Origin of the sequence: Loktanella atrilutea (assembly GCF_900128995.1) — a bacterium.
Classification (GTDB): domain Bacteria; phylum Pseudomonadota; class Alphaproteobacteria; order Rhodobacterales; family Rhodobacteraceae; genus Loktanella; species Loktanella atrilutea.
The window spans coordinates 653,193-679,642 of sequence record NZ_FQUE01000001.1 but is presented as its reverse complement, the minus strand read 5'-3'; the positions used below and the strand labels follow the sequence as shown (position 1 = coordinate 679,642).

General features: G+C 66.0%; 22 protein-coding genes and 1 tRNA gene. 16 read left to right on the top strand and 7 right to left on the bottom strand.

The window, feature by feature from the left end:
- The first annotated feature begins 38 nt into the window (after window positions 1–38).
- From hemB to BUA54_RS03255, 3 genes are all read left to right on the top strand, one after another.
- On the top strand, window positions 39–1,040 hold the full coding sequence (gene hemB / locus BUA54_RS03265) for a porphobilinogen synthase (protein WP_072855743.1): 1,002 nt from the start codon (window positions 39–41) through the stop codon (window positions 1,038–1,040).
- A gap of 105 nt (window positions 1,041–1,145) precedes the next feature.
- Window positions 1,146–1,700 carry a lipid-binding SYLF domain-containing protein gene (locus BUA54_RS03260; protein ID WP_072855742.1) on the top strand — a complete coding sequence of 185 codons (555 nt, stop codon included), beginning with the start codon at window positions 1,146–1,148 and terminating at the stop codon, window positions 1,698–1,700.
- An 18-nt stretch (window positions 1,701–1,718) separates the two neighbouring features.
- Complete coding sequence (locus tag BUA54_RS03255) at window positions 1,719–2,306, top strand: nucleotidyltransferase family protein (RefSeq protein ID WP_072855741.1); 588 nt, start codon at window positions 1,719–1,721, stop codon at window positions 2,304–2,306.
- A 120-nt stretch (window positions 2,307–2,426) separates the two neighbouring features.
- On the opposite strand, the gene BUA54_RS03250 is transcribed toward BUA54_RS03255, so the two are convergent.
- Entirely contained in the window at window positions 2,427–8,558 is a 6,132-nt protein-coding gene (locus BUA54_RS03250; protein WP_072855740.1) for a Hint domain-containing protein, read from the bottom strand.
- Between the two features lie 680 nt (window positions 8,559–9,238).
- Window positions 9,239–10,696: a GspE/PulE family protein gene (locus BUA54_RS03245; RefSeq protein ID WP_072855739.1), complete on the bottom strand. Its 1,458-nt coding sequence runs from the start codon at window positions 10,694–10,696 to the stop codon at window positions 9,239–9,241.
- Window positions 10,697–10,789: 93 nt separating this feature from the next.
- On the opposite strand from BUA54_RS03245, the gene BUA54_RS03240 reads away from it, so the two are divergent.
- Genes BUA54_RS03240 through BUA54_RS03215 form a run of 6 tightly spaced genes read left to right on the top strand, consistent with a single transcriptional unit; the run spans window position 10,790 to window position 15,007 of the window.
- On the top strand, window positions 10,790–11,770 hold the full coding sequence (locus tag BUA54_RS03240) for a PilN domain-containing protein (RefSeq protein ID WP_072855738.1): 981 nt from the start codon (window positions 10,790–10,792) through the stop codon (window positions 11,768–11,770).
- A complete protein-coding gene (locus BUA54_RS03235; protein ID WP_072855737.1) occupies window positions 11,767–12,306 on the top strand; it encodes a GspMb/PilO family protein in 540 nt (179 codons plus the stop codon). The genes BUA54_RS03240 and BUA54_RS03235 overlap by 4 nt, the downstream gene beginning before the upstream one ends.
- 3 nt (window positions 12,307–12,309) lie before the next feature.
- Window positions 12,310–12,819: a hypothetical protein gene (locus tag BUA54_RS03230; RefSeq protein ID WP_072855736.1), complete on the top strand. Its 510-nt coding sequence runs from the start codon at window positions 12,310–12,312 to the stop codon at window positions 12,817–12,819.
- Between the two features lie 16 nt (window positions 12,820–12,835).
- The gene (locus BUA54_RS03225) at window positions 12,836–14,044 is read left to right on the top strand and encodes a type II secretion system F family protein (RefSeq protein WP_072855735.1); all 1,209 of its coding nucleotides are present in this window, start codon (window positions 12,836–12,838) and stop codon (window positions 14,042–14,044) included.
- Entirely contained in the window at window positions 14,034–14,405 is a 372-nt protein-coding gene (locus tag BUA54_RS03220; RefSeq protein ID WP_072855734.1) for a type IV pilus modification PilV family protein, read from the top strand. Before BUA54_RS03225 ends, BUA54_RS03220 begins: the two co-directional genes overlap by 11 nt.
- Window positions 14,406–14,431: 26 nt before the next feature.
- Window positions 14,432–15,007 (top strand): hypothetical protein, encoded by a 576-nt coding sequence (locus BUA54_RS03215; RefSeq protein ID WP_178352700.1) that lies wholly within the window; start codon window positions 14,432–14,434, stop codon window positions 15,005–15,007.
- Here BUA54_RS03215 and gspG read toward each other — a convergent pair.
- The gene (gspG, locus tag BUA54_RS03210; RefSeq protein WP_178352699.1) at window positions 14,965–15,393 is read right to left on the bottom strand and encodes a type II secretion system major pseudopilin GspG; all 429 of its coding nucleotides are present in this window, start codon (window positions 15,391–15,393) and stop codon (window positions 14,965–14,967) included. The genes BUA54_RS03215 and gspG overlap by 43 nt on opposite strands.
- Before the next feature lie 202 nt (window positions 15,394–15,595).
- On the opposite strand from gspG, the gene BUA54_RS03205 reads away from it, so the two are divergent.
- Window positions 15,596–16,234, top strand: a complete 639-nt coding sequence (locus BUA54_RS03205; protein WP_072855731.1) for a hypothetical protein — start codon at window positions 15,596–15,598, stop codon at window positions 16,232–16,234.
- Window positions 16,235–16,756: 522 nt separating this feature from the next.
- On the top strand, window positions 16,757–17,434 hold the full coding sequence (locus tag BUA54_RS03200) for a response regulator (protein ID WP_072855730.1): 678 nt from the start codon (window positions 16,757–16,759) through the stop codon (window positions 17,432–17,434).
- Window positions 17,435–17,452: 18 nt separating this feature from the next.
- Here the strand turns inward: BUA54_RS03200 and BUA54_RS03195 are convergent, their stop codons facing one another.
- The 3 genes from BUA54_RS03195 to ypfJ all read right to left on the bottom strand — a co-directional run bounded on the left by BUA54_RS03195 (window position 17,453) and on the right by ypfJ (window position 20,167).
- Window positions 17,453–18,850, bottom strand: coding sequence for a sensor histidine kinase (locus BUA54_RS03195; RefSeq protein WP_072855729.1), 1,398 nt, complete (start codon window positions 18,848–18,850; stop codon window positions 17,453–17,455).
- A gap of 312 nt (window positions 18,851–19,162) precedes the next feature.
- A tRNA-Leu gene (locus tag BUA54_RS03190) sits at window positions 19,163–19,248 on the bottom strand.
- A 61-nt stretch (window positions 19,249–19,309) separates the two neighbouring features.
- Window positions 19,310–20,167 carry a KPN_02809 family neutral zinc metallopeptidase gene (ypfJ, locus tag BUA54_RS03185; RefSeq protein WP_072855728.1) on the bottom strand — a complete coding sequence of 286 codons (858 nt, stop codon included), beginning with the start codon at window positions 20,165–20,167 and terminating at the stop codon, window positions 19,310–19,312.
- A gap of 177 nt (window positions 20,168–20,344) precedes the next feature.
- Here ypfJ and BUA54_RS03180 point away from each other — a divergent pair, with 177 nt between their 5' ends.
- From BUA54_RS03180 to rocF, 3 genes are read left to right on the top strand one after another with little or no spacing between them, the layout of a single operon-like run.
- Window positions 20,345–20,923 carry a YqaA family protein gene (locus tag BUA54_RS03180; RefSeq protein WP_072855727.1) on the top strand — a complete coding sequence of 193 codons (579 nt, stop codon included), beginning with the start codon at window positions 20,345–20,347 and terminating at the stop codon, window positions 20,921–20,923.
- Window positions 20,923–21,372, top strand: coding sequence for a disulfide bond formation protein B (locus tag BUA54_RS03175; protein WP_072855726.1), 450 nt, complete (start codon window positions 20,923–20,925; stop codon window positions 21,370–21,372). The genes BUA54_RS03180 and BUA54_RS03175 overlap by 1 nt, the downstream gene beginning before the upstream one ends.
- 11 nt (window positions 21,373–21,383) lie before the next feature.
- Complete coding sequence (rocF, locus tag BUA54_RS03170) at window positions 21,384–22,313, top strand: arginase (RefSeq protein ID WP_072855725.1); 930 nt, start codon at window positions 21,384–21,386, stop codon at window positions 22,311–22,313.
- A gap of 89 nt (window positions 22,314–22,402) precedes the next feature.
- On the opposite strand, the gene BUA54_RS03165 is transcribed toward rocF, so the two are convergent.
- Window positions 22,403–22,669, bottom strand: a complete 267-nt coding sequence (locus tag BUA54_RS03165; protein ID WP_072855724.1) for an usg protein — start codon at window positions 22,667–22,669, stop codon at window positions 22,403–22,405.
- Window positions 22,670–22,857: 188 nt separating this feature from the next.
- On the opposite strand from BUA54_RS03165, the gene gyrA reads away from it, so the two are divergent.
- On the top strand, window positions 22,858–25,614 hold the full coding sequence (gene gyrA / locus BUA54_RS03160; protein ID WP_084114022.1) for a DNA gyrase subunit A: 2,757 nt from the start codon (window positions 22,858–22,860) through the stop codon (window positions 25,612–25,614).
- Window positions 25,615–25,723: 109 nt separating this feature from the next.
- Window positions 25,724–26,431 (top strand): hypothetical protein, encoded by a 708-nt coding sequence (locus tag BUA54_RS03155; RefSeq protein WP_072855722.1) that lies wholly within the window; start codon window positions 25,724–25,726, stop codon window positions 26,429–26,431.
- Window positions 26,432–26,450: the final 19 nt, after the last annotated feature.

Here is a 26,450-nt window from a genome sequence, read left to right as displayed (position 1 = left end):
GTGCAAGGTCTGACCTGTGACCAGAAAGGCCCTGCCCCATGAAACCGACCGTCGCCCCCTTTCCCGCCACCCGGCTGCGCCGCCTGCGGGCCAAGCCCGCCGTACGCAGGCTCGCGCGGCAGCACCGGTTGAGCGTCGATGACCTGATCTGGCCGATCTTCGTCATGGCGGGCAAGGACGACGAACACGCCATCCCCTCGATGCCCGGTGTCACGCGCAAGACCGTTGACCGCGCTGTGCAGGCCGCGCAGGAGGCGCACAAGCTGGGCATCCCCGCGATGTGCATCTTTCCCTATACCGGCATGGCGGAACGGACCGAGGATTGCGCCCTCGCCTGGTCGCCGGACAATATCAGCAATCAGGCGATCCGCGCGATCAAGGATGCGGTGCCCGATATCGCGATCATGACGGACATCGCGCTCGACCCCTACAACATCAACGGCCACGACGGTTTCGTCGAGGACGGGCGCATCGTGAACGACCGCACGGTCGCGGCGCTGGTCAAGATGGCGCTGGCGCAGGCAGAGGCCGGGGCCGACATCCTCGGCCCCTCGGACATGATGGATGGCCGCATCGGCGCGATGCGCGCCGCACTGGAGGCGGAGGGCCACATCGACGTGGCGATCCTGAGCTACACGGCGAAATATGCCTCCGCCTTCTACGGGCCGTTCCGCGACGCGGTCGGTGCCTCCGCCGCGCTGACGGGGGACAAGAACACCTATCAGATGGATCCCGGCAACGCGGACGAGGCGCTGCGGCTGGTCGAACGCGACCTGCAGGAGGGCGCCGACATGGTGATGGTGAAACCGGGCATGCCCTATCTGGATATCTGCCGCCGGGTGAAGGACACCTTCGGCGTGCCGACCTATGCCTATCAGGTCAGCGGCGAATACGCGATGCTGCAGGCGGCGATCCAGAACGGCTGGCTGGACGGGCCGAAGGTGATGATGGAAAGCCTGCTTGCCTTCAAACGCGCCGGTTGCGACGGCATCCTGACCTATTTCGCGCCCGAGGCGGCGAAGCTGCTGAACCGCCTGTAAACCCCCGCCCTGCATTTTGGGTGTGACAGATTCGCAAAGACGCCTTATGGTTCTGCCCTAACGAGGGCGGTCAACGTCCCGTGGGCAGCAGACAAGGGCGAACCAATGACACATCTGACAAGACGGCACTTCGTGCTGGGCGCCGCAGCGATTCCGCTGGCGGCCTGCGGCAACGGCGTGAATTCCAATGGTGCTGCGACCATCGACGCCCGCGTGGCCTCGACGCTCAGCTTCATGTACGACACCTATCCCGGGACGAAGGATCTGGGCGAAAAGGCCGCCGGCGTCCTCGTGATGCCGCTGGTGACAGAGGCGGGGCTGGGCCTTGGCGGGTCCTTCGGGCGCGGTGCGCTGCAGATCAACGGATCGACGGTCGACTACTATTCCGCGGCCTCCGGCTCTGCCGGGCTGCAGATCGGGGCGCAGCAGTACAGCCACGTGTTGTTCTTCATGACGCAGAACGCGCTGGCGGATTTCCGGTCCTCGATGGGCTGGGCGGCGGGGGCCGATCTGGAATACGTCGCCGCCGATCAGGGTGACGTGCTGCGGGCAGAGACGATCACCTCGCTTGCGCCGGTCATCGCGGTTGTCTTCGCGCAGTCCGGGCTGCGCATTGGCGCGACCCTGAAGGGCACCAAGTACACACGTATCATCCCCTAGGGCCGGCGTGCCGCCGCGATGATCCCGATCCTGATCCTCGCCGCCGGGGAATCGCGCCGCATGCGCGGGCTGGACAAGCTGGCAGAGCCGGTCGGCGGACAGCCCCTGCTGCGCCGCATTGCGGCCGAAGCGGTGCGTGTCGCGCCGACCTTCGTCGCGCTGCACCACCGGGCGGACGAGCGGCTGACGCTGCTTGACGGCCTGCCGGTCACGGCGCTGGGCGTGCCAGAGGCGGCGGAGGGCCAATCCGGCACATTGCGCGGCTCCGTGGCAAGGCTGCCGGAATGTGACGCCTTCCTCGTGGTGCTGGCCGACCTGCCGGAGATCACGGGCGATGACATGTCCCGGATCATCGCAGCACGGCAGTCGCAGCGCGACGCCCTGATTTGGCGCGGTGCCATGCCCGACGGCCGGCCGGGTCATCCGGTGCTTTTCGATGCAAGCCTGCGCCCGCAGTTCGCGGACCTGCAAGGCGACGACGGCGCCGGCGCGGTCGTCAGACCGCTGCGCGACAGGACCGTCCTGCTGCGTTTTGCCGACGACCGCGCGCGACTGGACCTCGACACACCGGAGGATTGGGCCGCCTATCGAAACCGCAAAACCTGATCGTTTCAACGGCTTGGGCTTCGACTCTTTCGCATCACGTGAAAAGGCGGGCCGCAGTCGCGGCCCGCCTTTCGTTTGTCCCCGTCACAGCCCCCTGCGCAGGGGAGGGCTGCAATCGCACTACTTCATCAGCAGGCGGGCTTCGTGCTTCTTCAGCGCCTTGCGGGCCGACTGGTAGCCTTCGATACCCGCTTCGGTCTGCAGTTCTGGGAAGAGTTCGAAGATTTCGTTCCGCTGGCTGTTGCCGAGGCCGTTCAAGGAGTAGTCGCCGGGATGGAAGCTTTCGGTCCAGGCCCCGTTCGACAGCACGACCTCGTGACGCTCGAACATGAAGTGGATGTAGGTCGTCCGCATCACGTCGAGGGTGTGGATGCCCTGCGCACCGGTCATGTGCTTGGCGGCGGCCAGAACCTCACGCTCTTCGAAGTAAAGCTGCGTCTTCTCGCTTGCGACCAGCACCCGGTGGTTGGGCGACAGCAGCATGTCCCGCTCTGGCAGACCGTGGCCGAGGGCCCCGGCCTTGATCAGGATCGGCTTCATGTGCGGCTTGGCGGCCAGTTCCTTGCCCGACATCTCCTTCGACCCGACCCAGGCGATTTCCTGGATGCCGTTGTCGCGGGTGATGACCTTGTCGCCGGGACGCAGATCCTCGACCAGACGCTCGCCCTTGGGCGTGGCGATCGTGGTGCCCGGCGTGAAGCAGGGTGCCTCGATCTCCTGGAAGGTCGCGGTGGTGCCATCCTTGAAGTAGATAGTCCCGGATTCCCGCAGCGCCTCGCTGGCGTTGGCACCGCCGTTGCGCACGATGCGGTCGATCTTGTCCAGCGTCTCCTGATCGAAGTTGAAGGTATCGATGTCCTTGCCGTCGGGGTCTTCACCACCGATGATCACGTCGCCGGAAGAGGCATCGCGGAAAACGTCGTTGCCCTGACCGCCCTTCACGATGTCGGCGCCGTCGCCGGAGAAGATGACGTCGTCGTCGATCCCCGCGTCGATGCTGTCGTTGCCGGCACCGCCATAGATCAGGTCGGCGTCGTCGCCTGTCCGGATCTGGTCGTTGCCGTCACCGCCATAGACCGTGTCACGATCATCGAACGGATCGGGATCAGCGTCCAGACCGTCGTCAGGCAAATCCCGATCGGGAACCTGGCCGTAGGGGACTTCACCGGTGAAGATGATGTCGTCGCCATCGCCGCCGTAGACCAGATCGCTGCCGGTGTTGGCCCGGATCTCGTCGTTGCCGTCACCGCCGTAGATCAGGTCGTCGCCCTTGTTGCCCTGGATCTTGTCGTCGCCGGCGCCGCCGTAGAAGCTGTCGTTGCCTTCAGCGCCAGACAGCGTGTCGTTGCCGTCGCCGCCATACAGCTCGTCATCGTCCAGACCGCCGTTCAGGGTGTCATTGCCGGCACCGCCATACAACGTGTCGCTGCCCGTGAACTGACCGCCGCCGAGGAAATCGTCGCCGTCTTCACCGTAGACGATGTCGTTACCGGCACCACCGGAGAGGCTGTCGTTGCCCTGACCGCCATAGATCAGGTCGTCGCCGGCATCGCCGTTGACCGTGTCGTCGTCGATCCCGGCATAGATCGTGTCATTGCCGGTGCCGCCAAAGATCGTGTCCTGATCGTCACCGGTGCGGATCGTGTCGTTGCCGGCACCGCCATAGACCAGATCCCGGTCATCGAACGGATTGGCATCGGCGGGGAAGCCGTCGCCGGGCACGTCGACGTCCGGGAACTCGCCGTAGGGGACCTCGCCGGTGAAGATGGTGTCGTCGCCATCGTCGCCGTAGACCACGTCGTTGCCGGTGTTGGACCGGATCTCGTCGTTGTCCGCACCGCCGTAGATCAGGTCGTCGCCCTTGTTGCCCTGGATCTTATCCTCTCCGGCACCGCCGTAGAAGGTGTCGTTGCCTTCGGCACCGGACAACGTGTCGTTGCCGTCACCACCGTAGAGCGTGTCGTCGTCGAGGCTGCCGTTCAGGGTGTCGTTGCCGGCCCCGCCGAACAGGGTGTCGTTGCCGCCGCCGAAGCCGCCGCCGACGAAATCGTCGCCGTCGTCGCCATAAACTTCGTCGTTTCCGGCTCCGCCGGACACGCTGTCGTTGCCCTGACCGCCGTAGATGATGTCGTCGCCGCCATCGCCCAGGATCTTGTCGTCATCGACACCGCCGTAGATCAGGTCATCGCCGGCGCCGCCATTGATGCTGTCATTGTCGTCACGGCCGTAGATCGTATCGTTGCCGGCACCGCCGTAGATCGTGTCGCGGTTGTCGTTCGGCGCGGGGTCATAGGCGTCGGGTATGTCGAGGATGTCGGTTTCCAAGCCGCCGTAGATCAGGTCGTCACCGTCGTTGCCTTCGATGATGTCCTCGCCCTGGCCACCGATGATGGTGTCGTTGCCGGCCCCGCCCTGCACGAAGTCGTTGTCGATCCCGGCGTCGATGTAGTCGTTGCCAGCGCCGCCGTAGACCGAGTCGGCGTCGTCGCCCGTGGTGATCGTGTCGTTCCCGGCCCCGCCGTAGACCACGTCGCGGTCGTCATAGGGGAACGGATCGTTGTCGCCGATCGGCAGGCCTGGCACCTCCGTGCCCGGATAGTCGTAGTCGGTGGCCGGATTGACGTGGTTGCCGGCGTTGATGATGTCGTCGCCGTCACCGCCGTCGATGCTGTCGCTGCCGGTGCCGCCGTCGATGACGTCGTTGCCGACGCCGCCCTCGATCTTGTCGTCGCCGGTGCCGCCAGAGATGCTGTCGTTGCCCGCATCTCCGTAAAGTGTGTCGTTGCCGGCGTTGCCGGACAGGGTGTCGTTGCCTTCGCCGCCGACGACCGTGTCGTTTCCGTCGCCACCGAACTCTGTATCGTTGCCGTCACCGCCGTCGACGATGTCGTCACCGGCGCCGCCGCGCAGCGTGTCGTCACCCGCGTCGCCGCTGACGGTGTCGTTGCCGGCGCCGCCGGTGATCGAGTCGTTGCCGAGACCGCCGTAGACCTCGTCATTGCCGTCGCCGGCGTTGATGGTGTCGTTGCCGCCCTTGCCGAAGATCAGGTCGTCGTTGCCGACGTCGCCCGGCAGGATCGCGTCGTTACCATCGATGATGTCGCCGTTGGCGTCGACATAGCCCGGGTTCATCACGTCGTTGCCGTCGGTGCCGAAGACGGTGCCGTCGTTCACGCCGCCGACCTGAAAGGTGACGGTGGCCGTGTCGAAGCCGCCCTTGCCGTCGCTGACGGTGTAGGTGACGCTGGTTTCACGGGTGTCGTTCAGGCCCAGATCGTCGAAGTCGCCGTTGGCGTCGAAATCGACGTCGCCGTTGGCCTTGATCGTGATCAGGCCGCCGTTGCTGCCGGCAACAGGCGTGCCGACACCGGTGTTCGCCGCACCGACGCCAACCACGGTCAGCGGGTCGCCGTTCGGATCGGTGTCGTTGGCCAGCACGTTGCCGTCGATGTCGCCGACGACCTCGGTCGACTTGACCGGGAAGGCATCGTTCATCGCGTCGGGCGCGCCGTTGGCAGGGGTGCCGCCCTGGATCTTCTCGATCTCGGTGTAGTCGATCTTGCCGCCGGTCGGATTGCCCTGCGCGTCGGTGAAGATGATGCGCCCGGTAAAGCTGTTGCCGTCGGCATCGGCGATGGGCGACCCGGTGCCGTCAGGACCGGTGTTCTTGTAGAACGACCCGTCCGGCAGGACCAGCGTGTCGAAATCGTCGCCGCCGGCACCGCCGTCGACCGTGTCGCCTGCACCGCCGGTGAAGGTGTCGCGGTCGTCGCCGCCGTAGAGGACATCGTTGCCCGCACTGCCGTCGATGGCGTCGTTGCCGGTGCCGCCATAGATGTGATCGACACCGCCGCCGCCGTTCATGCGGTCGTTGCCCGCATCGCCGTAAAGCTTGTCGTCACCGCTGGCGCCCAGCACGATGTCGTCGCCGTCGCCGCCATAGGCGACGTCACCGACCATGCCGGTCTGGGTGTTTGACAGGCCCTGTTCGCCATCCGCCCAGCTGCCGGTGTGGATCTCGTCGTTGCCCTTGCCGCCGTAAATGACGTCGTGACCGTCGGCCGCCGCGTTGAAGGCCTCTCCGGTCTTGGCGCTGGCACGGCTGTCATCGTCGCCGGTGATGATGTCGTCGCCGTCGCCGCCGGTGATCGTGTCGTCACCCGCGCCGCCGGCCAGGACGTTCTGGTAGTCCGCCGCCGGGCGGCTGCCGTTGGCCGCACCGGTGGAGGTCGCGCCGTCGCCGCTGGCATCGATGGTGTCGTTGCCCTTGCCGCCGGTCGCCACGTCGTGGCCGGTGCCGGTCAGAATGCGGTCGTTGCCACCCTGCCCTGCGATGATGTCGTCACCGGCGCCACCGAACAGATGATCGTTGCCGTCCGGTCCGTTATCGCCCGTGCCGACAACGGGGGCATCGAAATACACATCCGTGATGTTGATACCGGCATTGCTGCCCGGTTGCAGGGACTGCACCTTGGTGTGCGTGATCTCGATCCGGCTGATCGGGCCCGCGATGTTCACCAGCGCCGAGTAATCCTGATTGAGCTCGGTGCCGTCGCCACCCTTGCTGAGCAGCAGTTCGTTGCCGCCGACGCCGTCCGTGTCGGACGCCTCGATGCCGGCACCGGTCTGCACATCGATCGGCACGAGGTTGCCATTCGCGTCGTAGGCGCGCACCTCCACCTTGGAGGAATTGTCGATGTCGTCGATGCGGAAGCTGACGTTCTTCACGTCATCGGAGAAGTCTAGTTTGTAGGTCGCGGTCTCGCCGTCCTTGTCCAGCACCGAGTCGAGCGAGCTGTTGCCGTTCAGGCCAAGACCGCCATCATTGATCGAGTGGACCTTGACCGCTTCGGTCTCGAATGTCGATTCCGGATGTTCGTTGGTATCGGTGACGGAAAACTTGACCGTGACGTTGCCGGTCTTCTGGCTGAAGCCGCCGTTCAGGTTGTCACCGTCGTCGATGGAGGTTCCATTGCCGCTGGGATCGGGCGCCTTGTCCCATTCGAAGTCTTCGCGGACGTATTGCTTCGGCGTGGCCTCGGCATGCGGGCCACGATCGCCGTAGATGATGTCGTTGCCACCCTCGCCATAGATCACGTCGTCGCCGGACCCGCCCAGCAGCGTGTCGTTCCCCTCGGCGCCGGTATCCTCTGCGATCGGGGTTCCCGCGTCGAAATAGACGTCGGTGACGTTCACGCCCGAGTCGTTGTTGCCGTCCTGGCTGTGAATGATGACGATCTTGGACACCGGGCCGGGGACCGACACGGTGACGGAGTAATTGGTGGACGTGTCGGCCTCGTAGCCGCCCTTGCTGTCGGCCGTATCGGCGCCGAACTTGCCGTCCGTGTCCTTCAGCGTCAGCTTGGCGCCACCGGTCAGGTCGACGTTGATCTCTTTGCCGGCGGCATCATAGGCCAGCACCTTGACCACGCCGTCGCCGTCGATGTCATTGATGTTGAAGGACACGTTGGACACCGGCTTGTCGAAGCCAAGCTTGTATTCGACCTGATCGCCGCAGCTGTCCAGTTCGCTGGCGAGCGAGCTGTTGTTCGCGACGGGCGCGCCGTCGGCCACGATGCCGGCTACATTTTGCGTGTCGGTGGTGAAGGTGGTGTCGATGCCGTAGCCGGTCGTCTTCATCACGTCGAATTTCACGTTGACGCTGCCGGTGTTCTGGCTGAACCCGCCCAGATGGTCGCCGTTGTCGATGGTGCCGCTGTAGTTCCAGTCGGTCCAGCCGCCCTGCCACTGGTCGGGAGCCTTGTCCCATTCGAAGCTTTCGCGGGTCACGGTGGTCTTGGGGGCGCTGCCGCCCTTGTCGCCATAGATCACGTCGTTACCTGCGCCACCTTCGACGTAGTCGTTGCCGCTGCCCGCATAGACATCGTCGTTGCCCTTGCCGGAGTAGATCTTGTCGTTGCCGCCGAGGCCCAGGACGATGTCGTCGTTCACGCCCTCGCCGGGCAGGATCTGGTCGTTCGCGTCGATGCGGTCGCCCTGCGGGTCGCCGTTGTAGCTTGTGTCAATGACGTCTGCGCCGTTCGTCCCCTCGACGATTCCGTCAAGAACGGCGTGGCCGCCCGGGGTCGTGGGGGTGTTGTTCGTGCATTCCGGCGGTGTGCAGTCCTGATAAACGGTCTTGTCCGGGGCGCAGAATTCGATCTTGAGGCACTTCAGAAGACTGTCCGGGTAACCGGCGTGCCAAGAGCCGCCCAGATCGCACCACTTGTAAGAATAGCCACTCGTAGTCATTAGATCACTCCAAAACGCCGGAAAAGGCGTCGTCCCATGCTTCAACGGCACCGGCAAATGATGCCGGCGCGACTAAAATTGCGTCACGGCGCAGTGCCGTTCAGCATTCGTATCAGCGTGGGAGAACCCTTCGCCGCAGACACAAAAGTTCGCCGATTTTCTCTTCATCGGCCCGACCGCCCCAATCGGCCGGTTTTGCCCCCCAGTTGGGCATGTTCAGCAATAGACAGGTTGTGGCGTCCGAAAAAGAAAAAAGTTGTCCAGAATGAGGCAAAATCTTTGCCGAATTTCGCCGGACGGGTATGTCGTTCGCGCCCTTACAACCCTGAGGTAAGCGGTTGTTTCGAAATCAGAAACAGTTACGGCCTATGGCGGGATGCCACGATTGCTCCAACCCCTTTATTTATTGACGGCGGGGCTGTGAGGCGGATCAAACGAAGGGGCTGTGGCGGCCTTTCAGGTGCGATCACGAAACAGTGATAATACACACGACCGCTGCCTCGAATTACGGCAAATTTGGACAAGATGTGCCCTGGTCTGTCGCCAAACCGGCGACGAAACCACCAGAGATAGTAAATTGGGCACTTGGCAGAGACAGCGAGCCGCGAGATTTCGGAATCAACTGAAGATTCAGGCAGCATTGTGGCGGCGCCCCGCAGGACCCGAGTCAGGGAAAGCAGTCAGGTCAGGTCCAAGAGATCGGCGGCAAGGGTGCGCGGCGCGGTCCCGGTGAAACCGCAGGTCTGGCAACCGGTCCCGCCGCAGGAGGGGCAGCCGTGGATCACCAGTTCCTGCCCCAGCACGCCGCGCAGCACGTCGCGCACGATGAAGGCCGGCACGCCAAGGTCGGTCAGCCGCGTTGCCGCACCGGCGGGCGTGTTGGCATGCAGCGTCGACAGCACCATGCGGCCCACCTGCGCCGCGCGGCAGGCGATCTCGGCGGTTTCCTGATCGCGGATTTCGCCCACCAGGATTACGTTGGGATCGTGCCGCAGGATCGCCCGCAGCACCCGGGCGAAGGTCAGGCCGACCGCCTCCTGCACCTGCACCTGCTGGACGCCGGACAGATTGTATTCGACCGGATCCTCGACCGTGACGATCTTCACCCCCGGCCGGTTGAGGTGCGACAACGCGGTATAGAGTGTCGTCGATTTGCCGGACCCGGTGGGACCGGTGACGAGGAACAGGCCGCTGGGCTGTTCGATGATGCGGATGATGCGCGCCACCATGTCGGCGTCGAACCCCAGCCGGTCCCATCCCAGACGCAGCGCGCGCGGGTCCAGCACGCGCAGCACGACGCTTTCCCCGGTCTGCGTCGGAATCGAGGAGAAGCGGAAGTCGATCCGCCGGCCGGCGATGGTGGCGGTCAGGCGCGCGTCCTGCGGCATCCGTCGTTCGGTGACATTGGCATTGGCCATGACCTTCAGCCGCGCCAGCACCGCCTCTGGCGACAGGGCGCGGTCGACCGGTTGCGGCGTCAGGATGCCGTTCACGCGCAGCCGCACGACCAGATCGCGGGCCGTCACCTCGAAATGCAGGTCAGAGGCGCCCAGCGCCACCGCATCCGCCAGCTTCGACGCGACGAAGCGGATCACCGGCCCGTCGATTTCCGGCGCCGTGGCGGTCGCGGCATCGGGCACCCGGTCCGTGCGCGCGGGCTCGGCTGCATCGACCTGCGACAACATCAGGCGAACGGATCGCGCCGTCGCCCCGATGACATGGATGGGCCCGCCAAGGTGGAACGACAGTTCCTCCCGCAGGTCCATGTCACGCGGCGCCGCCAGAAGCACGCGCCGCGGTGCGCCGTCCTCGCCCAGCACCGGCACGGCGGCCTTGGCGGACAGGTAGCCCGGCGACAGATGGGCGACTGCCGCGGGGTCCGCGACAAGTCCCTCGGCAAAGGGGTCGGCGCAAAATGCAAGCCCGGTCAGGTCGCACAGATGCGTCAGCAGCACGTCTTCTTCCAGCTGCCCCTGTTCCAGTAGGGCGCGGTCGAGGGTGGTGCCCTGCGCCTGCGCCCGGGCCAGCGCGCGATCGATGCCGTCCTGCGGGATCAGGTCCGCGTCCCGCAGCCGCAGGGCGAGGGCTGCATCGATCTCGGCTGGAGAGGCCGACGGGGGCTTGGGGGAAATTGTCATGGCGACAGCGCGTTTTCCGTGTCAGACTCAAATAAGATCAGCGGCGTATATTTGATAATTGCTTAACCTTCATCATCGGCCTTTGGTATTTCAATGCAAGTCCGACAGATCTTTCAGGGGCGCAGCCTGCGATTCGGCGGGGCGTCCGCCGTCTTTGCCGCGGGGCTGCCGCCGCGGCAGGTCGCAACGGTGCGCGTCACCGCGCTGCCACTGGCCGCAGAGGTGCTTGCGACCCTGCGCGCATACGCGGCGCGGCGGCGGCCGGTGGATCTGGTCCTTGACCGGGCGCTGTGCCTGACCAAGACGATCGCCCTGCCCCATGCCGCCCGACGGGCGGCCCCCGCCGCGATCGACATGCAGCTGCGCCAGCAGATGCCCGCCCGGGCCGCAGGGCTGATCTGGCGGTCCGAACGAACCGGGCGCAGCGGCGGCACGCAAGGCTATCGCGTCCATATCTTCAAGCAGCAGGATCTGACCGATCTGCTGCAGGCCGCCGCCGCGACGGGGGCCGAGGTGCGCCGCGTCACCATCGCGACCGATGCCCCCACGGCGCCGGTCTATCACCGCCGCACCCGCGCCGACCGCATCACCCGCGTCTGGCACGGGCTGGCGATCGGCCTCGCGGTGCTGGCCACGGGCGCCGTGCTGGCATTGCAGATGCGGCAGACGGCCGTGCTGAACGCCCGCTCCGCCGCGCTGTCGGCAGAAATCACGCAGTTGCTGGACGCGGCAGCCGCTGCAAAGGCGCAGTTGGTCGAACGGGATGCGGCGATGAGCGGGCTGGTGACCGATGTCGCACGCTTCAACGCCGACTACCGCCGGTTTCCGGTCATCGCCGACCTGACCGACAGCCTCGACGACGGGGTCTGGATCTCTTCCCTGTCGCTGGATGGGGACGACATGCGGCTGGCCGGATTTTCGCAAGCGGCCCTGTCGGACACGGTGCAGAAGGTGCAGGCCGCGCCATGGGCAGAGGAGGTGACGATCGACGGGCCGGTCGTCGTCGACCCGGTCCGGCGCGAGAACCGGTTCCAGCTGCGCGTGACCCTGCGCCCGTTCGAGGTGCCCTCGTGACCGCGCTGCGCATGATCGGGCTGGCGGTGGTGCTGGCCGGGATCGCGGCGGCCTGCGTCTTTGCGCTGACCGGCGTCGGCGCCGCACGGCTGGACGCCGCGCTCGTGCAGCACGCCCTGCTGTCGACACGCGCCGCCGATCTGCGCACCCGATTTGCCGCCGTGTCGCAGATCGACGGGGACGCGACCCTTCCCGCCGACCTCGCCCACGATGGAGAGACCGCCGCCGCCGCAACCCTGTTGCTGCAGCAGAGGATCGTCGATCTGGGGACGTCGCACCGGCTGACGTTGCTGACCTTCGGAGCCGGGCGGACGCCCTACGAACTTGCGACTCCCGCCGTCGCGGTAGAGCTGGAGGCGCAGGGCGAATGGTCGGACGCGATCCGCTTCATTGCGGGGCTCGAGGCGCTGACCCCGCGGGTCGCCATCGCCAACATGACCCTGCGCGCCCTGCCGGGGTCGTCCGACCCGGGCCTGCGCGCCCCGGTGTCGCTGCAGCTGGTGGTCTGGGGCCTTTACCCCGGCGGCGGGGTCTGACGCATGGGTCCGCTGATCTTTTGGCCGCCCCTGGGGCATCTGGGCATCCTGCTGGCGGTGGGCGCCGTCTGCCTGCTGCGGCTGTCCGACCTGCCGCAGCTGCCTGACGCTGGCGACGCCCCTGCCCCGGCACCAGTGACGGCAATGGCCGAAAGCACGCTCTTTCCCCTGCCGGAGGTGGGTGCCTACGACGATATCCTCCCCGCCATGGACGCCCGCCCCCTGTTCCTTGCCGGTCGCAGGCCCGCCGGCGCGGCGGCGGCACCGGTGCAGGCCGCGGCATCCAAAGCCCCGGAGCGGGAAGCGGCACCCTCGGACCTCGACCTGCGGCTGATGGCGGTGATCGGTCAGGGGGCAGATCGCCGGGCGCTGGTGATCGCGACGGGCGGTGAAGGGGAGCTTTGGGTCCAGACGGGCGACGACGTCGCCGGCTGGCAGGTCACGGCGATCGGCCCGCGGACGCTCGACCTGCAGCTGGGCGACCGCAGCGCCACCGTCGACATGTTCCACTAGCGGAAGGAAGGACGCCGTGCCGGTCTTCAGCTACAAGGGCTACACCGCAGAGGGGCGGGTCGAGAACGGCCAGCTCGACACCCTGTCAGAGGCGGCCGCCTACGACACGCTGCGCGCCATGGGCCTGTCGGTCGTGGACCTGCGCGACAGCGCCCTGTCGCCACCGGTGCCATGGTACCGGCGCGAGATCAGCCTGACGTCGGGCGCCCTTCCGCTGGCGGATCAGGCGGCGCTGGCGGAACAGCTGGCGGTGCTGTTCCGGGTGCGGCTGCCCCTGACGCAGATCCTGAGCATCCTGCAGAACAGCGCCGAACGGCGCGACATGCGCGACCGCCTTGCGCGGATCCGGTGGCTGGTCAGCGAAGGCACGTCCTTTCCCGATGCCTTCGCGCAGGCGGGGCCGCGGGTATCGCCGATGTTCCTGACCCTGCTGCAGATGGGCCACCGGTCGGACGCCATGCCGGTCCTGATGGCGGACCTTGCGGACTACCTGCGCGAACAGCAGCGTCTGAAGGGCAAGGTGGTTGGCGCCCTGCTCTATCCCGCGGTGCTGCTGGCGGCGACCTTCGGCCTGCTGCTGATCGTGACGCTGTCGCTGGCGCCGGCGCTGGCGCCGATCTTTGCCGGGCAGGACCGGCCGATGCCCGGCGGCCTTGCGGCGTTCCTTGCCATCGGCGCGGTGCTGAAGACCCATGGCGTGGCGCTGGCCCTTGCCGTCGTGCTGGCGGGGCTGGCGGCAGTCCTGCTGCTGCGCCGGTTCTGGTCGCGGATTGCCCTGCGTCTGCCGCTGATCGGTCCGATCCTGCGCGACAACGCCCTGCTGCGCCTGAACCGGGCGCTGGTGCTGCTGCTGCGCGCAGGCTGGCCGCTGAACGACGCGCTGCAGACCTGCACCACGCTGGCGCCGCAGGATCCCTTCGCCCCTGCCCTGCGCGCGGCCTCCGACGCCTTGGAAAAGGGCGGTCGCGCCCATGACGCGCTGGCGCTGGCGGGGGGCATGCCGCCGCTGTTCCTCGACCTCTTTCGGATCGGAGAGGAGACGAACACGCTGGAAGAGGTCCTGCAAGCCGTGTCGCGCGCCCTGTCCGACCGGACGGAGCGGCGGACACAGCGCCTGCTGGCCGCCCTGACGCCGACGCTGACCCTGCTGATCGGCGGGGTCATCGGGCTGCTGATCACGACGATCATGGGGGCCGTGTTTTCGGTCAACGACCTTGCGTTCTGACCGCGGCACGGCCCGCCGGCGCGACGCGGGCTTTACGCTGCTGGAAACGCTGGTGGCGACGGCAGTGCTGGCACTGGTGCTGGGCGGGGTCATGGGCACCCTCGGCTGGTCGATGCGAACCCAGACCCTGCGGCTGGAACGGGCATGGCTGACCGAGCTGAACCGCTCGATGCTGGAAGCCTATCTGCGCCGTCCAGACCCCGCAGCACGCCGCGGCGAGGCCCCGCCCGACTGGCGCTGGCGGATCAGCGACGGACCGGCACCGCAGGACGACGGCACCACCGGCCTGCGCGCGGTCACCATCGAGGGCTGGAGCGAACGTCGCCCGGACCTCGTCGTCACCCTGTCGACCCTGCGATGACGGTCCCGCGCCGCCGGACCGCCGGTGTGACCCTGTTGGAGCTGTTGATCTCCTTGGCGATGATGGCGGCGCTGGCGCTGATCCTTGCAGCCAGCTTCGGCGCCGTCGGGCGGGCATTGCAGCGGCTGGACCCTGCGCAGCGGGGGCTGGCGCTGCTGCTGGACCGCGGCACGCTGCGGAACTGGATCGAGGACATGCCGCGCGAGGCGCTGCTGCAGGGTGATGACGTCACGCTGACCTTCGAGACGCTGATCGACGACGGGCTGTTCTGGCCCGGTGCGCTGGCCACGGTCACGCTGGCGCGTCAGGATGATATGCTGGTCGCCACCGCCACGACGCCGGACGTGGGCGACCATCCGGGCCAGTCCCGCAGCATCACCCTGTCGCCTGCCGTGACAGAGGTCGGCCTTGCCTTCATGCCCCCGGCAGAGACGGGGGCCGACGATTGGGTGACGGGCTGGCCGGTAGGGCCGGTGCTGCCGGACCTCGTGCGGATCACCTACGACATCGACGGGCGCGCGGCGCCGCCGCTGATCGTCGTGCCGGCGCGCAACCAGCGTCAAAGCGTGATATCGCTGTCCTCTCGCGCGCCGCCGGGCTGACCGTCGCGGCCAAGCGTCATCAGATCGAACGACCCGTCGGCGCCGGGAAAGCGGTACAGATACGCCCGCCCCCAGGGATCGACCGTCGCCGTCGCATCGTCGAGGTAGGGTCCGCCCCAGCCGGTCACACCGGAGGGCGGCGTCAGCAGGGCCGACAGGCCCTCCGTCTCGGACGGGTAGCGGCCGGTGTCGATGTAGTAGAGCTGCACCGCCGATTTCACATTTGCCATCGCGGCGGCTGCGGCCTGCCCCTTTGCCCGGCCGAAGTTTTCCATCAGCCGTGGCGCGCCAAGGCCCACGACAAGCGCGATGATCGCCAGAACGACCATCATTTCAAGAAGCGTCAGCCCGGCGTCGGACCTGCGCGGCGGACGTGAAGCGGACATGGCCATCGCACACCTGATCTGTCAAATTTCGAAAACAATGCCGGAATCATAGGCGATAAATCGCTGCTTGGGAATGCCGAAGTCCCTGCACTGTCGCGGGTCGTGCCGACCCCTGCCCCTGCGATGCACGCTTTTCAAGCGGCGGATGCAGGGCCATGGTGGGACAGCCGTCGCGCGGGCGGCGCCGGACAGGACGGACCCCATGCCGCAATTGCTTGCCACGCCGGTCGACCGGTCGCCGCACGGCGGGATCGTGCTGCTGACGACGCTGATCGGCCTGATGCTGCTGTCGAGCATGGTGGTCACCCTGCAGGTCCGCACGCAGGCGGCGGTTCAGGTGCTGGCCCGTCTAGAAAGCCGGCATGTCGATGCCATGGCCACCACCGCGATCCTCCGCCGCCTGACAGCGCGGCTGGACGGCAACGGGCCCCGTCCGCCGCTGGACGGGACGGTTCGGCAGGAAATCTTCGCCGGTCGCAGCTTCGACGTCCGCCTGACGGACGTCGAGGGTCTGATCGACCTCTACCTCGCACCCGAAGAGGTTCTCGCGCTTTTGCCGGTACCGGCGCTTCAGGTCATCGCGATGCGCGAGTCAGCGCTCGCCACGGTACCTGCGGGCATGCGGTTTCTGACCATCAATCAGACGATGGCGCGTTTCGGCTTTGATGCCGCGACCCGGCAGGCGATCATGCCGCTTGTGACGCAGGACGCGCGGACCGGGCAGATCAATCCGGCCCTTGCCCCCGAATCAATCCGGGCCGAATCCCGCCGAACAGAAGCCCAAGACGTAGCAAGCGGACAGTCTGCAACCGTAGCCATCTCACGATCACCACAACCTTAACCTGTTATCAGCTTTCTGGCGCTTTCGACTTTAGAACAGTCTTGACGTCGTGCGACACGGCTTTCTCTGTGGGTGATCGCGTCCATGCGTATTCAGGCGTCGCGACCGAAGTCTAGTAAATCAATGCCAAATTTTGCATTGTTGACGCTACGTCGCCAATCCGGAACGGCCCGACCACCATCGTGATCGTTTGCCTTAGGTCAACTCAAGGTTGTTGAGTGGATTTTGTTTTCCGCAGGTTCCACCATGTGGTATTAATTTTCTATTAACGGCGGAAGATCGCCGATGTGGTGACAGGGCGAACCCCGCATATTCCGGGGCTCGGGTCGCGACAAAGGCCTTCTGCCTTCGGTCCTGGCATTTGAACGCCCGGCCGATCGGACGACACGATACGACGCGATCCACCGACGCTTCGATTGGTGGACAGCATACGGCGACGGGGCCAACCAGTCCCGCCGCGCCGGTAAATTGACGATCAAGCTGTTTCAACCCACCTGCGTTATCAATTGAGGATACGGCAAGATGAGTGAAATTTTAATCGGACTTATTGATGATCACCCCGTGCTTCTGGGCGGTATTCAAGCCCTGCTAGAGACGGACGAGGATTTCAAGGTCGTGGCAACAGGCGGATCGGCGGAAGAAGCCGTGAAGCTGGCCCGGACCCACAAGCCTTCGGTGCTGGTGATGGACGTGAACATGCCAGGCAATGTCATCAAGGCCTTTACCGACATCTCTCAGATGAACGAGGGCAAGACACGTGTGCTGGCCTTCACCGCTGTCGCCGGCGTCGACTACGCCATAGCAGCACTGGAGGCAGGGGCCGCGGGCTATCTGCTGAAAGGCAGCACCATCGCGGAGCTGAAGCAGGCGATCCGAACCGTGGATCAGGGAGAGACCTTCATCTCTCCGGCCTTTGCAAACAAGGTTCTGACCGGCTTGCGCACGGAAAAGCTGCGCCGCGCCGCACGCGAGAACTGCCGGTTCAGCGTGCGCGAGGAGCAGGTGCTGCGGCTGCTGATGACCGGGCTGACCAACCGCGAGATCGCGGAGGCGCTGTCGATCAGCGACAAGACTGTCAAGCACTACATGACGATCATCATGCAGAAGATGAACGTCCGCAGCCGGATCGAGGTCGTCATCAGCGCCGAGAAGCTGGGGCTGGCGGGCAACCGGCGCGAACCGCACATGGCCATGAACTGAGGGGCCCGCCCGGCCGGGTCAGTCCCGGTCGGGCATCAGTTGTCCCGGCAGGGTCGTCACGACGCGCAACGTCAGGTCCATGCCGCCCTCTGCGTTCGGTTCCAGTGTGATCGTCCCGCCAAAGACCTTCAGCCGGTTGCGGATCCCCTGCAGGCCCAGCCCGCGGTGCGACGTGACAGGCGCCTGACGGACACCCGCACCCGGACCGCCATCGCTGACCGTCAACAGCAGCAAGTCGCCGTCCTGGCGGCCCGTGACCCGTTCGGTCGGCGTTCCCGCGTGCCGAAAGGCGTTCGTCAGCCCTTCCTGCACGAAGCGGTAAAGGCAGACCGCGAACTCCGGATCGACCACCTGCGGCAGGCCGGTCAGGTCATGGGCGACGCGGTGTCCGGTCAGGGTTTCGTGGCGTGCGATCGCGAGCTTCAGGCTGCCGGCCAGCGACTGCGGGTCCATCTCCGGCAGGATCAGCCCGTCGGAGATCGCACGCAACTCGCCCATCACGGAGGAAATCAGCGCCCGCCGGTCGAAGCCGGCGTTGGCGACGGGCTGCGGCGCGTTCTTGTCCTCCGACAGCATCAGAAGGCTCAGGACCTGCACCGGTCCGTCGTGAATTTCGGCACCCAACTGGTTCAGCAGGGCCTCGTTCGAGTGGCTGGCCAGCAGACGCGCCCGTTCGGCGCCGCGCCGCAGCCTGATGTTCTGGCGTCCCAGAGCGCGGACGTGGGCCAGATGCTGCAGCAGCCGCTCGCGCTGGAACAGGATCAGCACCACCATGGCGCTGAGCGCGAGGCTGGCCAGACCGCTGGCGATCAGGACGGACCGCGCCGCGTGACGCCGGTTCTCCAGGATCTGCGAGATATTGAACAGCATCTCGCCCACCGCAATCACCGCGCCGGTGTCTGGCGACACGATGGGTGTGTAAAGCTCGAGGTAGGGCAGCGGCACGGTATCGTGGCGGCCGACCGCGTCGAGATCGGTGACCTCGACATGCGAGCTTTGCCCCTTCAGGGCGGCTTGGAAGTCGGCCTGTGGAAACATCTCTTCCGTGATGTTGCCGACCGAGCTGTAGACCGGACTGCCGGACAGATCCCATATCACGGCCCCAAGAATGTCGCCATCCGCGGCGATGCGGTCGAAGTCGGCGTGCATTTCCTGCGTTTCGGCGGAGCTGATCGATCCGTTGCGCAGGGCGCGGCGGGCATGGGGCGACAGGAACCCTTCGGTCAGCAATTCGCCCGCCGCCTGCGCGTCCAGCATCTGCGCCTGCCGGAACTGTTCGGTCACATAAAGCGACAGCGCCATCGGCACCCCGATGCTTAGCCCCAGCCCGGCCAGCAGCAGGACAAGGCTGCGCCGGCGGGCGGGCGAAAGGTCGAAGGTCCAGCCGCGCGGCCGGGCGTTGTGCAGAGGCGTCATCAGAAGCGTCCTGCGGTTCGGACCGCCGGCCGATAGAGTAAGCGGCCGGATGGTCGGAAAATGTATTATTCACTGTCTTACAATGACCTGCAGGCTACGAGGCGGGACTGATACAGGTCAAGTTCCGCCCGCCCGAGGCGGAGAGATCGTCAGACCAAGGTCGTAGTCCCCTTTGGCCCGGGCACCCGGAGAAGGACCGTCACGACGCCGACGGCGCACGGCACCGGAGCCTACGCGACTTCGACAGCCGGCAAGCGCCATTCCCAAACGCTCTGCAATTCATGAAAAAGCTGCAGCGTCCCTCAGGACAGCTGGTACCGGTGGTCGGACTCGAACCGACAAGACCTTGCGATCGGGGGATTTTGAATCCCCTGCGTCTACCATTCCGCCACACCGGCCGGTGGGTTCAGGTAAACAAGCTGCGGGCCCGCGTCAATCGGGCCCGGCAGCCAAAGCCGCTCAAAGTTGCGGGGCAGAGAAGGTGTCGCAGTCGGTCATGTCGCCGCTGTCGAAGCCACGCTTGAACCAGCGTTGCCGCTGTTCGCTGGTGCCGTGGGTAAAGCTGTCGGGACTGACCGCCTGTCCCGCGTTGCGCTGCAGGGTATCGTCGCCGATCTTCGCAGCGGCGTTCATCGCCTCCTCGATGTCGCCCGATTCCAGCGTGCCGTTCATCGACTGGGTGCCCTGCGCCCAGATGCCGGCATAGCAATCCGCCTGCAGTTCCGTCCGGACCGACAGGGCATTGGCATCCGCCTCGCTCATCTGCGACCGCATCCGGTTGGTCTGTTCCAGAATGCCCAGTTCGTCCTGCACGTGATGCCCGACCTCGTGCGCCACGACATAGGCCGCAGCAAAGTCGCCCCCGGCGCCCAATTGCTGCTTCAGCGTGCGGAAGAACGCGGTGTCGAGGTAGACGTCCTGATCCGCCGGGCAGTAGAACGGCCCGGTGGCCGCATTCGCGGTGCCGCAGGCCGAGCGGGTGATGCCGTCGAACAGCACCAGCTTGGGCTCGTTGTAGGCCTCGCCGACCTGCTGCTGAAAGATCGCGCCCCAGACGTCCTCGGTATCTGCCAGAACCACGCCGACGAACTGCTCGATCTCCGGATCCTGCGCGTCGATGGTGCTGTTGTCGACCTGCTGGGTGCCGCCACCGCCGCCGCTGCCGCTGCCGACGATGCCCGACACATCGACCCCGAAATACCAGCCCAGCAGCAGGATCACGATCCCGCCGACGCCCCCGATCCCGCCGATCGCGCGTCCGCTTCCGCCGCTGCGTCGTTCCACGTTCCGGCTGACCCGCCGCCCCTGCCACTTCATCCGATGATCCTTCCGCTGAAAACCGGGCCGCATCCGGCCTGATCGCTGACTTGTGATCGACAGGGTAGTGCGGCAACGGGCCGCTGCAATGTGCAAAGCGCGGGCTGCGCGGCGGATGGCTTGACGGGCCGTGGTCGGGTATGGCCTAAGCGCGCCAGAAACCACGGGATCACGTCCATGCTCCGACGCCTTTACGACTGGACGATGTCCTTGTCGCGCTCGCCCTACGCGCTCTGGGCCTTGGCCATCGTCAGCTTCGTCGAAAGCAGCGTCTTTCCGATCCCGCCGGACGTGCTGATGATCCCGATGATCATCGCCCGCCCGCGCCGCGCCTTCCTGATTGCCGCCGTCGCGACGGTGGCCTCGGTCCTCGGTGCGCTGCTGGGCTACTACATCGGTGCCGCCCTGTTCGACACGGTTGGCCGCCCGGTGCTGGACTTCTACGGCAAGGGGGCGGAGTTCGACTCTTTTGCCGTCACCTACAACGACTGGGGCGCATGGGCCGTGCTGATCGCAGGGATCACACCCTTCCCCTTCAAGGTCATCACCATCGCATCCGGCGTCACCGGCCTGTCGCTGCCGGTCTTCGTGCTGGCAGCCATCCTCGCCCGCGCCCTGCGGTTCTTCATCGTGGCCGCCCTGCTCTGGCGCTTCGGCGCGCCGATCCAGGACTTCATCGAGCGCCGCCTCGGCCTCGTCTTCACCGTCTTCGTCGTCCTGCTGGTCGGCGGTTTCGCACTGCTCAAGGTCGTCTGATGCGCAACACCCTCATCGTCATCGCCGCCGGCGGATCGGCCCTGCTGCTGGCCGGCGCCTTCCTGTTCCAGTTCATGGGCTACCTTCCGTGCGAGATGTGCCTCTGGCAGCGCTGGCCGCACGCAGCCGCGATCGTGATCGGTGCGCTGGCGCTGGCGATCCCCGGCGCGGCCCTGCCGGTGCTGGGCGCACTGGCCGCCGCCGTGACCAGCGGCATCGGCGTCTTTCACAGCGGGGTGGAGCGTGGCTGGTGGCCGGGCCCCTCCTCCTGCACCGGCGGCGGTGGCGGTGCACTGTCGGGCGACCTGTTGTCGACCGACGGCCCGCGCCTGATCATGTGCGATCAGGTCAGCTGGGAGCTCTTCCACCTTTCGATGGCCAGCTGGAACGCCCTGTTCTCGGCCCTGCTGGTCATCGTCTGGATCGCCGCCGCCCGCGCCCGCACCTGAAAGGTTCGCCCATGCCCAAGACCCACTGCATCCTGATCGGCGCCCCCGTCGACTGCGGCAAGCGCCGCCGCGGCTGCTTGATGGGGCCCGACGCCTATCGCACCGCCGGGCTGGCAGAGGCGATCACCGCCCTGGGTCACAGTGTCGAGGATCTGGGCAATCTCGCCCCCGCCCCGGTCGATGTGGCGCCCCACCGCAACCCCAAGGTCCATGCGCTGGCGGAAAACATCGGCTGGACACAGACCCTGATGGCCGCCGCGCAAGAGGCGGCCCCCCGCGGGCTGCCGATCTTCCTCGGCGGCGACCACGCGCTGGCGCTGGGCAGCGTCGCCGGCATGGCGGCGCATGCGGCGTCGCAGGATCGTCCGTTCTTCGCCCTCTGGCTCGACGCGCACAGCGACATCCACACGCCGGACACCACCGACAGCGGCAACCTGCACGGCACGCCGGTCGGCTACGTCATCGGCCGCGACGGCTTCGACGCCTTCCCGCCCCTGCCCGCCCGCGTCGATCCCGCCAACATCTGCATGATCGGCCTGCGGTCCGTGGATGGCGCAGAACACGCGGCCCTGCTCGACATCAACGTCGATGTCGTCGACATGCGCGTGATCGACGAAAGCGGCATCCGCACCCCGCTCGCCGCCTTCCTTGACCGGGTGCAGGCGGCGAACGGCATGCTGCACGTCAGCCTCGATGTCGACTTCCTCGACCCCTCCGTTGCCCCCGCCGTCGGCACCACGGTCCCCGGCGGCGCCACCGTCCGCGAGGGTCATCTGGTGATGGAGATGCTCTGCGACAGCGGCCTCGTCACCTCCCTCGATCTTGTGGAGCTCAATCCCTTCCTCGACGACCGCGGCAAGACCGCCTCGCTGATGGTCGACCTCACGGCGTCCCTGCTGGGCCGCCGCGTCTTCGACAGGCCCACGCGCAGTCACGCCTGATCTTCTTCTCGTCGGAAATACCTCGGGGTTCGGGGCAGCGCCCCGAGCCGATTTTTCTAGAAAAATCGGAGACCGCCCGGTGGCGGCCGTCAGTGGTAGCGGAACTCTCCCACCACGTTGCGCCATTCGTTCGGGGCGATCAGCTTGCGGTGGGAATAGCGCACCGAATGCAGCACCCCGTCCAGCGTGTCGCGCCAGAAGCCGATGAAGTGCAGCAGGCGGTCGTGGTCCGGCGCCAGATCGTAGTCCTGCCAGATGTAGGTGTTCAGCACATGCGGATAGTCCGGCATGTGATAGGTCATCTCTGCCGTGGTCAGCCCGTAACCCTTCAGCATCAGTTCCGTTTCGGTCGTCATCGCGGTCTCCTTGCCTGTCCCCCGCGACCACGATTCCACGTGACGATTATATGTCAACGAAAACAGTTTGTTGGCAGATGGAGGCCGCGGCTGCCAAAGCATCCCGGCATCAGGCGTTGCACACCAGATCATGTATCTGGTAGGATCGCGCGACCCAGATACAGGCCCGCTTGCAACAAGGCAGTCACGTGAACGATACCCCGGAAACTCCTGAAAACGATGACGAAAACGGCACGCCGAAGTGGTCCTACGATGGCCCCTCGGTCACGATCGAGCACGAGCTGAAGACGGCTTACCTCGATTACGCCATGTCGGTCATCGTCAGCCGGGCGATCCCGGACCTGCGCGACGGTCTGAAGCCGGTCCACCGGCGCATCCTCTACGCGATGCACGATACCAACAACACCTTCGACAAGCCCTACCGCAAATCCTCGCGCCCGGTGGCCGAGACGATGGGCAAGTACCACCCGCACGGCGACTCCGCGATCTACGACGCGCTGGTGCGGATGGCGCAGGACTTTTCCATGAGCCTCGTGCTGCTGGACGGTCAGGGCAACTTCGGCTCCATGGACGGCGACAAGGCCGCGGCCTACCGCTACACCGAGGTGCGGATGCGCAAGGTGGCGAACTACCTGCTCGACGACATCGACAAGGATACCGTCGACTTCCAGTTCAACTACGATGGCAAAGACCGCGAACCCACCGTCCTGCCGGCGAAATATCCCAACATGTTGGTCAACGGCGCCGGTGGCATCGCCGTCGGCATGGCGACCAACATCCCGCCCCACAACCTGGGCGAGGTCATCGACGCCACGCTGGCGCTGATCGACAATCCCGACCTCACCAGCGAAGAGCTGATCGAATACATCCCCGCCCCCGACTTTCCGACCGGCGGCGTGATCCTCGGCCGCTCCGGCGCGCGCAAGGCCTATCTGGAAGGCCGTGGGTCCGTCATCATGCGGTCCCGCACCCATACGGAAGAGATCCGAAAGGACCGCTGGGCCATCGTCATCGACGACGTGCCCTATCAGGTGAACAAGGCTGCGATGATCGACCGCATCGCCGAGGCCGCCCGCGAGAAGCGGATCGAGGGCATCGCCCACGTGCAGGACGAATCCGACCGCAACGGCGTGCGCGTCGTGGTGGAGTTGAAGCGAGATGCGACGGCCGAGGTCGTGCTGAACCAGCTGTTCCGCTTCACGCCGATGCAGACGAACTTTGCCTGCAACATGCTGGCCCTGAACGGCGGCCGCCCCGAGACGCTGACCCTGCGCCGGTTCCTGACCGCCTTCGTCGACTTCCGCGAAGACGTCGTCGCCCGCCGCACGGCGTTCGAACTGCGCAAGGCGCGGGAGCGGAGCCACATTCTCTGCGGCCTGGCCGTCGCCGTCACGAACATCGATGAAGTCGTTGCCACCATTCGGAAATCCGCCGATGCCGCCGAGGCGCGCGAGGCGCTGATGACCCGCCGCTGGCCCGCGCAGGACATCCTGGAATACATCGCCCTGATCGACGATCCGACCCATACGGCGAACGAGGACGGCACCTACAACCTGTCAGAGGCGCAGGCCCGCGCCATTCTGGAGTTGCGGCTGCAGCGCCTGACCCAGATCGGCGTGAAAGAGGTCACCGACGAACTGAAGGACCTCGCCGCCAAGATCCGCGACTACCTCGAAATCCTCGGCTCTCGCGATCGGATCATGCAGATCATCCGCGACGAGCTTCACGAGGTGAAGGACCAGTTCGCCGTCCCCCGCCGGTCGGAAATCACCGACTGGGCGGCCGACATGGACGACGAGGACCTGATCGAGCGCGAGGACATGGTCGTGACCGTCACCTCGGGTGGTTACATCAAGCGCACGGCGCTGGCCGACTTCCGCCAGCAGCGGCGCGGCGGCAAGGGGCTGTCCTCGATGGCCACGAAAGAAGAGGACGTGGTCACCACCCTCTTCGTCGCCAATACCCATACGCAGCTTCTGTTCTTCACGACCGACGGCATGGTCTACAAGCTGAAATGCTGGCAGCTGCCGCTGGGCAGCCGCACCGCCAAGGGCAAGGCCGTCGTCAACATCCTGCCCATCCAGACCGGCGTGTCCATCGCCGCCATCATGCCCGTCGACCGGCCAGAGGCCGACTGGGACGACCTGCAGGTCGTCTTCGCGACCTCCAAGGGCACCGTGCGCCGCAACAAGCTGTCGGATTTCACCAATGTGAACCGCGCCGGCAAGATCGCGATGAAGTTCGAGGACGAACAGGCCGACAACACCCTGATCAACGCCCGCATCGCGTCGAACGACGACGACGTCATGCTGGTCACTAACTCCGGTCGGGCGATCCGCTTTCCGGCGACGGACGTGCGGATCTTCAACTCCCGTGCCTCCGTCGGCGTGCGCGGCATCCGGCTGAACGGCGACGACACGGTCGTGTCGATGTCGATCATCCGCCATTTCGAGGCGGATCCGGCGGAACGCGCCGCCTACCTCAAGATGCGACGCGCCATGGCGGGCCTTGCCGATGACGCGGAAACCTCTGATGACGAGGACGACGTGGCACCCGGTGCCATCAGCCAGGAACGTTACGCCGAGATGTCGGCGGCCGAGAACCTGATTTTGACGATCACATCAAGAGGGTCGGGCAAGCTGAGCTCCAGTCACGATTATCCCGTGCGCGGTCGTGGCGGAATGGGGGTGACGGCGATGGACAAGGCGATGCGCGGCGGCGGTCTCGTCTCCTCCTTCCCGGTCGATCTGTCGGACCAGATCATGCTGGTCACCTCGACCGGCCAGTCGATCCGTGTTCCCGTCGACGGCATCAGCTTCCGCTCGCGCGGGGCTGGCGGGGTCAAGGTCTTCGACACCGCGAAGGGCGAAGAGGTCGTCAGCGTCGCCTGGATCGCCGATCAAGGTGACGCAGAAGACACAGAGGTCCCCACGCCAGAGGCGTAAAGACGCCGTATCCGGACAGATCGGTTGTCGCCTCGCGGGGTTTTGCGTAATCTTGGGCGCAAGAGGGTCGAAACCCTCAGCGGACAACAACAAGATTGAGGCGTGTAACATGATCTACAAAGCAGCATTCGCTGCCACCGTTCTGGTGGCCGCGTCCTCCGCCGCCACGGCGCAGGGCATCACCGGCGGCGAACTCGGCATCGAGTACAACGCCCCTACCAATGGATCCGATTTCGGCGGCACGACCTATTCCGGCGGCGTCGAATACGGCTTCATGCAGACCTTCAGCCTGTCCGCCAACGCGGCCGGCTACAAACCCGATAACATCGACACCACTGCCAGCAACATCACGCTGCACGGCACCTATCACCTCTCCTCCGCCGCCTCCGTCGGTGGCTTCTATGCCCACGACAGCGTCGACGACGGCGATGTCGACCTTTTGGGTATCGAAGGCGGGACCGAATTCATGGGCGGCGATTTTGGCGGCTACCTGGGCCGCACCGTCAGCGAGGACGAGAACGGCACGATCTTCGGCGTCGATGCGAGCTATGCGCTGCGTGACGGCTTCGGGCTGATCGGTAACGCCGACCTGCTGACCGTCGACGGGGACACGCTCAGCCAGATCTCCGTCGGGGCAGAATACCAGATGGAAGTCGGCCCGCAGTTCTACGCCCAGGTCGGCCGGATCTCCGGCGATGTCGACGGCCAGTCCGACGGCGTCGGCTTCTTCACCGTGGGCGCCAAGGTGGCCTTCGGCGCCTCCCGCGGGACGACATTCACGAACCGCAGCATCTTCGAGGTGCTGCCGGGCTTCTGAGCCTTTGCAAATCCGCCCG